Source organism: Hassallia byssoidea VB512170 (assembly GCF_000817785.2).
Lineage (GTDB): Bacteria > Cyanobacteriota > Cyanobacteriia > Cyanobacteriales > Nostocaceae > Hassallia > Hassallia carrinoi.
The window spans coordinates 44856-56744 of record NZ_JTCM02000007.1; the positions used below are offsets into that span (position 1 = coordinate 44856).

The following is an 11889-nucleotide window of genomic DNA, read 5'->3' on the forward strand; positions in this document are numbered from 1 at the left end:
GGGACAGAGAATTATTCTATCGATTTACAGGCGCTGTAAATGCAGTTCCAGAAATGCAGATAATTCTTCTTTGGACATTTCCCTCTGAACTACTCGAATCACCAAGTTATAAGCTTGCTCTTCCGATAAGTTCAAACTATACCCGTTTAAGGTTATGAAGGTATCCATAACCGCAAATGCAGTGCGCTTGTTGCCATCAATAAACGGATGGTTCATCGCTAAATGGTACAGGTATGCTGCTGCTTGCTCACCAATTGTCGGATGGAGAAGTTCACCGCCAAAGGTGGCTTGAGGTTGTGCCAGTGCTGAATCTAGCAAACCTTCGTCTCTGACACCAGATGTTCCACCAAAGCTGTTTATCTCATCTTGGTGAATGTCTAAGACTTGAGAAATAGTGAGAAATCTAGGAGTCTGCAAGGCGACGGTAAACCTCCTGCCATTTCTGTTTAGAAGCTAAATAAGCCTGCCATACTTCTTCATCTGAGGCAATCTGATTTGAGGCAGTATTTTCTAATTTGTCTTCGCTTTGTTCCATTTCGCCTAAGGATTCTGCAAAATCAGGAATATTTAATAATAGTTTCTCAGTTGCTTCGCTTTCTTCTGTTTTTTGTAGGTAAGCAATAATTGCAACTGCTACTCGCAACTTCTCAAGAGAAAGTTGACGCAAACGACTTTCGGCTTCTGATAAATAAATGCTGTGTTTTTGTTCTGTTGCCATCGTTACCCCAAGCTAGGTTTGTTGCAAGACGTTATGAATCAGTTTTGCTGCTAACTCTAGCTTATCGCGCTGGGTGAGTGGCTCTTATGGTCAACTGGAAAAATACGTGATTCTCTAATCGTTAATAAAGATTATTCAAGTAATTTTACTATGTTAATTAAAAATAGAATGAATTATAAAACAAATATTAACTAAGTCGAGAAGTAAAATGAATTTTACTATGAATACAATACACTTTATTCCAGTGTTGATTGGACAAGTTCAGATGTGTCACAGTCCTAATCCATTGGAATGGACTATTATCATTGCTACGGTTGGTGGCATTTTAGTTCTTTCAGGTGTCGGTGCTGCTGGAATCGCAAGTGTAGCAGGTATGCTAGTACCAATGCTCGTATCAGGAGCTAGTATTGAGGCGATAACAGCATCAGTAACAGCAGCGCTTCAAACAATCACTACAATCGGCGCATCCCTTGAGGTAGTGGCTCAGTTGGTGTATGCCGTTAAAGTGATTTTGGGGTGCTAGTTAATTTATATTGCACTCGCGCGATCGCACTTCATCACAGCAAGCTTATAAGCGCGATCGCTCTTCATTAAATCACTAAATTCCTGTATCTTCACCTTGGGAATTATCAACAGAAGACGTTTGTGCAGCCTTTCTTACCGCTTCAACATCCAAGCTTAACCTTTCAGCTATCTGTTCGACAGTTAACCCCAACTCCAATAATAGGGGTACTGTTTCTAGTTTGGCTTCTAGTTTGCCCTCTTCCTTGGCATCTTGTGCGACTTCTCGAAAATACCTTGTCTGCTTTAACTCACTTAACCCAAACATAGCTTCTATCTCCTCGCGGCTTAAGTTGGTAAACTTATAAACCAATATCGTCTCTATCAATTCTAAAACTTTCTGCCTGAGAGCAACATCTTCAAGTTCCTGCTGTGCTTTCTCAAGTAATTGCCTAGCTTGTTCATTAACTGTCGCTTCCTCCTCAACTACTAACTGCACTATTCCTAAACCAAGGGACGTATTTACTGTTGACTCTAATTCATCTAAATACACAAATGTGACTTGCTGACTCATCAGCAATCCTCTGTACTGCATCGGTACGCCTGGATCTAAACTTCGTTTGGCAAACACTGCTACTGCACGCCAATCTTGAATCGGTTGGTATTGATTTAAGTAAACGAAAATTTCGGCAAACAATCGCCAGTAAAAATCGGTTTTGGGTTGAAACTGAACTTCGACAAAGTAGATGGGTTGTTCAGGAAAATCCGCTAAAGGTAAAAACAAACCATCGAAGCGAAAGGCTAATTCTTTGATTTCAACAGATGCAAACTGATAAGCTTCTGCTTGATTAGCAGATTCACCGATGAGTTCAAAGAGAATACCAGGCAAAGTCTGAAAAAGTTGATAAAATATCGTGTCAGTTCTCACTTTATTTGATTTGAAAAACTAAAAAATATTATGTGCCGCAAAGTGAATAAGTGACTGTATTGGTGGTAAAGTCTCAGTGTAATCGGGATTTTTTCGCCTTCAACAGAAATTATGGCATTTTAGTGTGCCGTCTGTTAATTTTTGAGTTATAACTGGCATCAACAGTATTGGGTGTAGCTGTAATTTTGTCGCTTGTGAAAACTTAATTGGGTATAGTGCAACCCAAAGAAGCGTTGAGTAGAAGTATTTTTGCGATCGCGTAGATAAGTTTATGCATTTTCCATTAGATGCGTTGATATTTAGATAATTTAATAAATTGTCACAAAAAATACAGTTTATTTTGTCAAAGTGTGCATTAGGTAAATCCGAAGTGAAAAATTTCTTTTTAGGTAAATACAGTTAAGCTGCAACAATCATGTGATGACAATCACTGATGCCCATGATTAAGATCGTCTTCTAAAAACGGGTAAACCCGCATAATTACATATAACTGAACTCTAGCCGAGTCATTAATAGGGAACACACTAATTGCCGACAGCCTTTTGAAGAAGTCTGTCGGTTTTTTATTGCTCGTAGTGAGCGGTTTACCGCTCATGTCAAGGATTTTAAGGGATAGAGCCGCTTACTACTTAAATAAAAGTTCCCCACAACCTGTTGGTAACTTGACAGAAATTCTGCCAGAGCCACTACAAGTGTGGGGAGGGTATGATCAAATTAGAGATTTTATGGATGTTGAGTGTTCAGATGTTGCACTCTCTCTAGTAGACCGTAAGTGTACGCTTGGGTTTAGCGCCCACGCATGATTATGACATCGATTGAATGACGTAATCAAAGTAGGGGGAAGCTTCGGCTGCGTCTTCGGCATTGAGTAAGTCAAGGGAGGCTTTTTTGAGACAAGCGATCGCTTCTACCATTCCTGGTACGGGAACGCCTAAAGAATTGTACATTTCCCGCACACCAATCAAACCAATTTTTTCAATTGGTTCTTTGTCGCCGGCAAGCACTCCATAAGTAATTAGGCGTAAGTACCAGCCGTAATCGCGGACACATAAAGCACGTTGGCGCTCTCCGAAAGCGTTGCCTCCAGGTGCGATAAAGTCAGGACGCTTTTGCCAAAGCTGTTTGGTTGCTTCCTGAACTATCTTTTTCTCGTTTTCGGCTAAGGTTGTGACAATTCGCATCCGCTGTGCGCCGGTTTGCAAGAAGTCTTTGATGTTTTTGAGTTCACCACTGCTGGGATAACGCAGTTCGTCGTCGGCTTTGAGAATAACTTGGCTAATTACAGTCATGATTAGTAAAATCACGCGACATATTACTTGCTAGTTTAACTAGTCTTAGGTACACAAATAAAGGGAGATTGTAAGGTGTCGATTACAGAATTGCTTCACACTGATGAAGATGATTCACCCAAATGGCAACAGGGAGAGTTAATTGAAGTTGAAATTACAGACTTGAGTGATACGGGGGATGGTGTCGGACGCTTCTGCGATCGCGTAGTCTTTGTTCCGGATACAGTACCAGGCGATCGCGCAGTGGTACGCTTACTACACGTTAAACCCAAATACGCCCACGCCAAGCTGCATTCATTATCGCAACCATCGCCCCACCGCATCCGCCCTAGTTGCATTGTGGCTGATAAATGTGGTGGTTGCCAGTGGCAGCATATCAGCTATGAGTACCAACTTGAAGCCAAACGCAATCAAGTTATTCAAGCTTTAGAACGAATTGGCGGTTTTGTGCATCCACCAGTAGATCCAGTTTTGCCTGCACCTTCAGCTTTAGGTTATCGTAATAAATCTACATATCCTGTAGGTAAATCGGCAACAGGACAAGTTCAAGCTGGTTATTACCAAAAAGGCAGCCATCAATTAGTTAACTTAAATCAATGCCCTGTGCAAGATGCACGATTAAATCCATTACTCGCACAAGTTAAACAAGATATCCACACATCACAATGGCAAGTTTACGACGAAACCAGTCACACTGGACAAATACGCCATCTTAGTTTACGCATTGGACGGCGCACTGGGGAAATGTTGCTGACAATGGTAGTCAAAGATTGGAATTTACCAGGAATTGAAAAGCTTTCCGCAGCGTGGTTAAAACACTTTCCCCAATTAGTCGGAGTCTGCTTAAATCGAAATAGCGATCGCACTAATGCGATTTTTGGTGACGAAACCCGTTGCGTTGCCGGAATTTCCTATCTGCGAGAACAATTCGCCGGATTAGAATTTCAAGTACGCCCAGATACATTTTTTCAAGTTTACACCGAAACAGCCGAGGCGCTTTTGCAGGAAATTCAAAGAGAACTGAATTTGCAAGGAAATGAAGTTATAGTTGACGCTTATTGTGGTATAGGCACGTTAACTTTGCCTTTGGCAAAACAAGTACGTAGTATTACGGGGTTGGAAGTGCAAGCCGAAGCGGTCGAACAGGCTATTTTAAATGCGCGAAATAACAATATTAATAATGTGACTTTTGTTGTCGGCGCAGTTGAAAAATTGTTACCGCATCCTGACATTCAGCCAGATATTGTGTTATTAGATCCGCCACGTAAAGGATGCGCGAGCGATGTCATCGAATCCTTACGGCGCAAGCAACCCCCCCGTATCGTTTACGTCAGCTGTAAAGTAGCCACCCTCGCTCGTGATTTAAAACTACTTTGTGCAGATGGAATGTATACCATTACACGAATCCAACCCGCTGACTTTTTTCCTCAAACCGCTCATGTCGAAGCAGCCGCAATTCTAGTTTTATCAGCTTCTGGCAAGGGTATTTAGCCCCTTGACAAAACTCAAATTTTTTATTTTTAGTCTAGTGCATAGGAAAAATGCTAAAATTGAATTAAGCTAAACATAGAATTCATTGAATTCCATTTCTATAAAGAAATTGAAGTTGTATGGGTTACTCCTAAACTTGAATTTGGTTGTTTAAATTCCGAATCGGCAGGTAAAAGAGTATCGCTATACTCTTCTACATTATTGAAAGCATCTTTAGTTGCTAACTGCCCAACTGAAAGTTTATGCAAGCCGTTTTAGATAAGCAACCGCAATTCATGAAGATAACCGATGCTCCACAGTATTTTCACAACTTAGTTTTGAAGACGCTAGTTTGAAGGCAGCACGACCACCTCAACTTATATCAGGGTACCTGCGTGTGCAAACTGATGTCTAGCTAACTGAAGGCTATGGGGTTTCTCTTGTGATTACCATTTCGCTCCGTCCAGTTGGACGTAATTGGGGCACAATTAGTTTCGCCTCAACTCTATATCTCTGTCCAATATTAGATTTACTATTGGCAGAAATTCCCGTGAAGTTGCAAGCCGAGCTGCGACTGGGACTTCAAGAAGCCCTAGTCAATGCAGCAAAACATGGCAATCATCTCGATCCCGGTAAAACAGTAGTAGTCCGTTTTTCCTTAATAGATAATCAGTATTGGTGGATTATATCAGATCAAGGCAGCGGATTTAGTCCATGTTGTACATGCGATCGCGATCCCACAGATTATCTACCACCAGATGAGTCAGAAAACGGTCGGGGTATGACTCTACTGCATCACATTTTCGATCAGGTAGAGTGGAACCGCAAAGGCACAGAATTAAGGCTTTGCAAACAGCTAGATAATCGACCGAGATTATCTCTGCGACGTTAGAGAAAGTGGGGAATGGGTAATGGGTAATGGGTAATGGCTAATTCCCCCACTCGGACACTCGGACACTCCCCCACTCCCTACTCCCTACTCCCTACTCCCTACTCCCTTATCCCCGTGACTTGGACAGGGTGGTGCGGAAATAGAGCGATCTAACCAACCAGATGCTTGTTCTAATCTAGCAAGAGCTTCAGCAGGCTGATTTTTGAGGAGAAACACAAGAGCGGCAGCGGCTTGTTCACTGGCGCGAGAATTGCGGTTAGACTTAAGGCGATGCCAATCGTTAGGGGAAATGCTCAACCTCTCCATGAGAGCTTGTGCTAATTCTAAAGTGCTTAATTCATCTAATTGACTGGTTTTAGGCAGCTGGGTGGATTGGGACATGATATTAAGTGCGAGGAGTGCTGAGTTGATAGTCCAAAGTCCAAAGAGTCAAGAGTCCATAGTCAAGAGTCTATAGTTAATTGACCATTGACCATTGACCTTTGACAGTTGACAGTTGACCATTGACTATTGACTATTAGTGTACTACCTGTAAATGAAGCCGCCTAAACAACCGCAGCCACCAGAGTCAAATCAAGAGTTAGAATTTGAAGAAGAATTACTGTTGTTAGAGCGATCGCTTGTTGACTTGAAAGAACGCTACACGCAAGTGCAACGCGATCGCATCTCCAAGGCAGAATATGAAAAACGTCGCCAAGAACTTAATCAAAATAAACATTACACTCCAGAAATGAAAGCTGAGTTAAAGCACATCAAACAGCAGCTAGAAGTGCTAGAAGTTAGCTTAGAAAGTCAGTTATTCTCCTGGAAAAGCGTCAAAAAACCTTTTTGGCAAATCATCCGCTTTGGTGGATTGGGCGTTATCATAGGCTGGATATTAAAGTCCTATGTTGGTTAACTATGGTCAAGCGACGGATAGCAGAAATATTACGAAGTGGTCAACCTGATGAATCTCTTTTAATTCAAGGCTGGGTGCGGACAAAACGCGAGTTGAAAGGATTTTCTTTTATCGAAGTTAATGACGGTTCATCGCTGGCTAGTTTGCAAGTCGTGATGAATCAAGATTTGCCAGATTATGAGGCTATCATCAAAAAGTTAAATACAGGTGCTTCGGTTGAAGTAACAGGGGTACTAGTTCCTTCGCAAGGTAAAGGACAGCGAATTGAGTTGAAAGCCGAAATGGTGAAAGTCTACGGTGAAGCCGATCCCGAAACTTACCCGCTGCAAAAGAAACGCCATTCTTATGAGTTTTTGCGGACAATTGGACACTTGCGATCGCGTACCAATTCCTTTGGTGCAGTTTTCCGCGTCAGAAACGCTTGTGCAACCGCAATTCACCAATTTTTCCAAGAACGCGGCTTTTTGTGGGTACACACACCGATCATCACCGCTAGCGATTGCGAAGGAGCGGGGGAACTTTTCAACGTTACCAGTTTTAACCTAAAAGACATTCCCCGCACCGAGAATAACGCCGTAGACTACGCTCAAGATTTTTTTGGCAGACCGACATACCTAACAGTTAGCGGTCAATTAGAAGCCGAAGTTATGGCGATGGCGTTTAGTAACGTTTATACCTTCGGTCCCACTTTCCGTGCGGAAAATTCTAACACATCGCGCCATTTAGCCGAATTTTGGATGGTTGAGCCAGAAATGGCTTTTTGTGACTTAGATGGCGATATGGATTTAGCCGAAGCGTTTCTCAAACACGTTTTCAAATATGTGTTGGAAACTTGCCCGGAAGATATGGAATTTTTTAATCAACGAATTGATGATACAGTGCTGGCAACGGCAGAAAATATTATTAATAATCAATTCCAACGTTTAACTTATACAGAAGCAATTTCTTTGTTAGAAAAAGCTGATGTCAAATTTGAATATCCGGTAAGTTGGGGTTTAGATTTACAATCAGAACACGAACGTTATCTAGCTGAACAATTATTTAAAAAGCCCGTCATCGTGTCTGATTATCCGGCAAAAATCAAAGCGTTTTATATGCGCTTGAGCGATGATGAAAAGACAGTGCGAGCAATGGATATACTCGCGCCGAAAATAGGCGAAATTATCGGCGGTTCGCAACGTGAAGAACGTTTAGATGTGTTGGAAAAGCGGATTTTAGCGCAAGGGATGCAGCCAGAAGATTTGTGGTGGTATCTCGATTTGCGTCGTTATGGAACCGTTCCCCATGCTGGTTTTGGCTTGGGTTTTGAGCGCTTGGTGCAATTCATGACGGGGATGGGGAATATTCGCGATGTAATTCCATTTCCGAGAACACCGCAAAGTGCCGAATTTTAAGCATATTTAGAAACCCGGTTTCTCTAAGAAACCGGGTTTCTTGCAAGCTTAGAAAAACCAAGTTTCTTGCAAGCTTATAGAACCCATTTGAGATCTATACAGGAGGGCAATCGAATTTGGCTGAACTACGAGCTAAGTTACAAATTTTATAGATTGATCGTCAGGATTTTTTTCTTGCTTTTTTTGTCGCTTAACACGACTGTATTGTAGGGTAATGTATCCGTTCCCAGCGGAATTGGCAGCCTAAAACTGGGGCTTTTATGATCGAGTTCGCCTAAATCAATGCTTTTCTTTATATCGCCATCTGTTGCCAGATAAGCGGTAAGTTCGCCTTTATAATCTTCAATTAAAAAGTCTCTAAAGAAAACGACTTCCCCACCCTCAGGATCTATACCAAGGATGACCGTACCGCTGAAAGTTGCGCCTTTTCGTTCTTCATCAACCGTTGCCATTGTGATTTCCGAGGGGTCTTGACCGGACATATCTGCCATAAACTTTTTCCTGGGCGAATTCTCAACAATTGAAAATGATTTTACAAGAGCGCTATGGGCGATCGCAAAACTCTCAGGACGTATTTCTGCATCAGGCTTTTTTTCTTCAACCCCTCTGCCTTGGGAAAAACCTGTCCAAAATTGGGCAGGCTTCTCCTTCGGAGACGCTTCGCGAACACCAAATGGCGCGATAGATCCACGATTAGCACCCAAAATCTTGGGTGTTGGAGCGCCATTTGGTGTGCGGATCGCGGCTTAAATTGTTGATCAACGAATAAGCACGGGCGCTATTTTGGATAACTTTATGAAAGCCCCTACCGTCTGAACTCAAAAGGAAAGGACGTTTTGATGAAAACTTTTTCGTCGATCTACCAACCGTTCCAGAACGAGCGCAAATCCTCAGCATCCATGTACAACGCTTTGGCATCACTGTTGAAGACAAGTATCTAGAGTACGGCATAGCTGCTGGATACGGCTTTTGCGGTAACTGTACTTCAAGACAGTAAAAGATGTCAAATGGGTTCTATATGGTAGAGCGAAAGGCAACTTTATCATTTTCAGCGATCGCATTCTCCACACTCACAAGTTCGATATCTGGGAAACTTTGGTACAAACTAGCGTAAAATTCCTTAGCGTATGTTTGGAAAGTATCGTTATTAACATCAAAACCTTAAAAACCTAACCCCTAACCCCTTCCCTACAAGGGAAGGGGAACAGGAGATCAGCCTTATCAAAGCCTCTCCCCCAGGGGGGGAGAGGTTTGGAGAGGGGTTCAGAGGTAAACTTTGCGATTTCTTAAACATCCTCTTAGCCAGGGTTCCACGAATCGCTTGGGATCAACCGCAAAAGTACCATATCATATCAAAAGCCACCAATTCATCTTAAACTTGATTCTACAAAGCAACATTTCCCCATGCTTACGAAGGCAAAGCGATCGCTCTACGCTTTATTTTGTTCGCTTAATACAGCAGCGCATTAAAAGCGATCGCTAATCAAAATATTGAAGTTGTCTCAAAAATTAGGCAAAAAGCCATTTCCAAAGAAAATGGCTATAATCTCGATTTAGAATTTAAAGAGTGATCGAGTGCGATCGCAAATCTCCGAAGTTCTGAGTGGAGATTTCCTCCTCTCAGATTCTTCTGTTAAATCTCAAATGGGTATTACGCCATTTGATTTTCAATTGCCCACCGCGCTAATTCAGTACGGTTGTGCAAATTGGTTTTGCCCAACATATTGGAAACGTGGCTTTCAACGGTGCGCTGACTGACGTTTAGTTCTTCAGCGATTTCCCGATTAGCTAAACCCCTAGCAACAAACTGAACTACTTTCAGTTCGGTTGGAGTTAGCTGCACATCGAAGGGAACTTGAATGCGGGAACCGTTTTCTCCTCCTTTTGCTTGGTGTTCTTTCCAGCGGATAGTTTGTTTGAGCGAAGATTCAACTTGGGCAACGAGTTCTTCAGGTTCAAAAGGTTTGACCATGTAGACGTCAGCACCCTTATTTAATCCTTTAACTCGGTCGGCACTTTGACCTTTCGCAGAAAGGAAAAGAACGGGAATCCAGCTAGTGCGTTCGTTTTGCCGGACTTGTTCAACAAAAGTATATCCGTCCATTTCCGGCATCATCACGTCGCAGATGATCATGTCAGGGATATCCTGCTCTAAAATTTCCAGAGCTTCCCGACCATTTTCCCCAGTGATGACTTCATATCCCCGGAATTCCAAGTAGTCCTTCACCAGCAAGATGAGGTTAGGGTCATCATCAATCAGTAGAAGTCTTTTGTGATCTTTCATGCTGGGCTCTTTCATAGCAGTGGCACTTGTCGCGCTTGGGTCCATCAAGGTCTTGATTAGTTATCCTCTATGGTGGATTATTGAGATGTTGTCCTTTTTTTCCCACTTAACTTGCCTTTGCTTAAGCGATGTCACAAAAGCGATTTTCACTTTTGTGATATTGAACTTTCAAGGGCAAAACTCCAGTAAGGATACGTAGAGCAGTAGTTATATAATGCGCTATTATAGATCGCTTTGTACGTGGCTGGTGGAAAACACTGATTAAATAATAATCTTTTGCGTTCACACGTAGGTATTGAAGTTCGATCGCCCTATCTAAAAACCAACCAAGCGCTTTAATTATGCTGACTGCTGTTTCATATCCAGTGGATGTTCGCTCCTAATCAAAGGAAGTTTCAAAGCATATGTTGGGTCAAAAATGCATATTCCACCACCATATTGCCTAATCTTGTGTTCTTGATTAAGCCGCTTTCCGGGACTTCCGGGGTAACGTAGGCGATACCAGACACCATCCGGGTAAACCACCATTATCGGTCTAGAACAACAAACTCGCAAGCAGTTGGTTTTGGTTTAAGAAATGCAAGTGGGATATTTGTCTTGCGGCTGGTCAAGTTTGAGCTTTTGCAATCGAAGAAGCAAATGTTCCCAAGATTCCAGATTAGCTTGTTTTGTGTAGCTTTTTGGAACTATCTGGTCAGCGCATATAAAAACATGTGGCTGAATTTTTGCCAGTCCTAAAGTTTTTACACAATTTCTTAAGGTTTATTGTCCACAACATAAGTGGTTTTTGGGATTTTCACACCAAGACTGGATCTACTCATTGTTACTCGTTAAGCGGCTCCCTGATTACTGTTCTATATCAATTTTTCAACGCAAGCAAATAAATTTGACTATATAAAAATATTCGTAACTTACAAAACAAAACCCGGTAAACAAAAAATAATTGAGTATTTGTACTTAAGTATAACTTTGGTTGCTTAGTTCGGGAACCCGTACAAACAAATTTCTTGCCATTGCATACCGCAGTTAGGTACATTAGCACTCAGGAGTCGAGAGTGCTAATAAGAGGCGAGAAATTCGTATGGCAGCTGTATCTCTAAGCGTTTCTACTGTAAAACCTTTAGGCGATCGCGTTTTTGTAAAAGTGAGCGCCTCTGAAGAAAAGACCGCAGGTGGTCTGTATTTGCCCGACACAGCCAAAGAAAAGCCCCAAGTAGGCGAAGTGGTAGCTGTCGGTGATGGCAAGCTCAAAGACGACGGTGGTCGTCAAGCATTGGATGTAAAAGTCGGTGACAAGGTGCTGTACTCTAAGTACGCCGGTACCGACATCAAACTCGGCACTGACGAGTATGTCCTGCTTTCAGAAAAAGACATTTTAGCGGTAGTTAGCTAATGGGGAATGGGGAATGGGGAATGGGGAATGGGTAATGGGTAATGGCAAGAGAAAGATTACCAATTACCAACTACCAATTACCAATCACCAATTACCAATCACCAACAATCAACAAATTTACA

Annotated in this window: 13 protein-coding genes; 6 read left to right on the forward strand and 7 right to left on the reverse strand. The window is 42.2% G+C overall.

Going from position 1 to position 11889, the window contains the following annotated elements:
* Positions 1-24: 24 nt before the first annotated feature.
* Together PI95_RS05475 and PI95_RS05480 are read right to left on the reverse strand one after the other, a co-directional pair.
* Positions 25-417, reverse strand: a complete 393-nt coding sequence (locus tag PI95_RS05475; protein WP_039753722.1) for a type II toxin-antitoxin system death-on-curing family toxin — start codon at positions 415-417, stop codon at positions 25-27.
* Positions 404-718 (reverse strand): hypothetical protein, encoded by a 315-nt coding sequence (locus tag PI95_RS05480; RefSeq protein ID WP_039753721.1) that lies wholly within the window; start codon positions 716-718, stop codon positions 404-406. Before PI95_RS05480 ends, PI95_RS05475 begins: the two co-directional genes overlap by 14 nt.
* A 220-nt stretch (positions 719-938) precedes the next feature.
* Here PI95_RS05480 and PI95_RS05485 point away from each other — a divergent pair, with 220 nt between their 5' ends.
* Entirely contained in the window at positions 939-1241 is a 303-nt protein-coding gene (locus PI95_RS05485; protein ID WP_039753720.1) for a hypothetical protein, read from the forward strand.
* A gap of 75 nt (positions 1242-1316) precedes the next feature.
* Here the strand turns inward: PI95_RS05485 and PI95_RS05490 are convergent, their stop codons facing one another.
* Positions 1317-2147 carry an Rpn family recombination-promoting nuclease/putative transposase gene (locus PI95_RS05490; RefSeq protein ID WP_039753719.1) on the reverse strand — a complete coding sequence of 277 codons (831 nt, stop codon included), beginning with the start codon at positions 2145-2147 and terminating at the stop codon, positions 1317-1319.
* Positions 2148-2950: 803 nt separating this feature from the next.
* Positions 2951-3436 (reverse strand): allophycocyanin subunit alpha-B, encoded by a 486-nt coding sequence (locus tag PI95_RS05495; RefSeq protein ID WP_039753717.1) that lies wholly within the window; start codon positions 3434-3436, stop codon positions 2951-2953.
* Positions 3437-3517: 81 nt separating this feature from the next.
* On the opposite strand from PI95_RS05495, the gene rlmD reads away from it, so the two are divergent.
* Together rlmD and PI95_RS05505 are read left to right on the forward strand one after the other, a co-directional pair.
* On the forward strand, positions 3518-4927 hold the full coding sequence (rlmD, locus tag PI95_RS05500; RefSeq protein WP_336507026.1) for a 23S rRNA (uracil(1939)-C(5))-methyltransferase RlmD: 1410 nt from the start codon (positions 3518-3520) through the stop codon (positions 4925-4927).
* Positions 4928-5348: 421 nt separating this feature from the next.
* Complete coding sequence (locus tag PI95_RS05505; RefSeq protein WP_039753715.1) at positions 5349-5798, forward strand: ATP-binding protein; 450 nt, start codon at positions 5349-5351, stop codon at positions 5796-5798.
* Positions 5799-5882: 84 nt separating this feature from the next.
* On the opposite strand, the gene PI95_RS05510 is transcribed toward PI95_RS05505, so the two are convergent.
* Positions 5883-6179, reverse strand: a complete 297-nt coding sequence (locus tag PI95_RS05510; RefSeq protein ID WP_039753713.1) for a DUF6439 family protein — start codon at positions 6177-6179, stop codon at positions 5883-5885.
* Between the two features lie 154 nt (positions 6180-6333).
* On the opposite strand from PI95_RS05510, the gene PI95_RS05515 reads away from it, so the two are divergent.
* Positions 6334-6696: a sll0565 family protein gene (locus PI95_RS05515; RefSeq protein WP_039753711.1), complete on the forward strand. Its 363-nt coding sequence runs from the start codon at positions 6334-6336 to the stop codon at positions 6694-6696.
* Positions 6697-6698: 2 nt separating this feature from the next.
* The gene (gene asnS, locus PI95_RS05520; protein WP_039753709.1) at positions 6699-8090 is read left to right on the forward strand and encodes an asparagine--tRNA ligase; all 1392 of its coding nucleotides are present in this window, start codon (positions 6699-6701) and stop codon (positions 8088-8090) included.
* A 146-nt stretch (positions 8091-8236) separates the two neighbouring features.
* On the opposite strand, the gene PI95_RS35620 is transcribed toward asnS, so the two are convergent.
* Together PI95_RS35620 and PI95_RS05530 are read right to left on the reverse strand one after the other, a co-directional pair.
* Positions 8237-8794: a hypothetical protein gene (locus tag PI95_RS35620; RefSeq protein ID WP_236116945.1), complete on the reverse strand. Its 558-nt coding sequence runs from the start codon at positions 8792-8794 to the stop codon at positions 8237-8239.
* A 947-nt stretch (positions 8795-9741) separates the two neighbouring features.
* Positions 9742-10419 carry a response regulator transcription factor gene (locus PI95_RS05530; protein WP_039753708.1) on the reverse strand — a complete coding sequence of 226 codons (678 nt, stop codon included), beginning with the start codon at positions 10417-10419 and terminating at the stop codon, positions 9742-9744.
* Positions 10420-11455: 1036 nt separating this feature from the next.
* On the opposite strand from PI95_RS05530, the gene groES reads away from it, so the two are divergent.
* Positions 11456-11767: a co-chaperone GroES gene (groES, locus tag PI95_RS05535; RefSeq protein WP_039753706.1), complete on the forward strand. Its 312-nt coding sequence runs from the start codon at positions 11456-11458 to the stop codon at positions 11765-11767.
* Positions 11768-11889 lie beyond the last annotated feature (122 nt).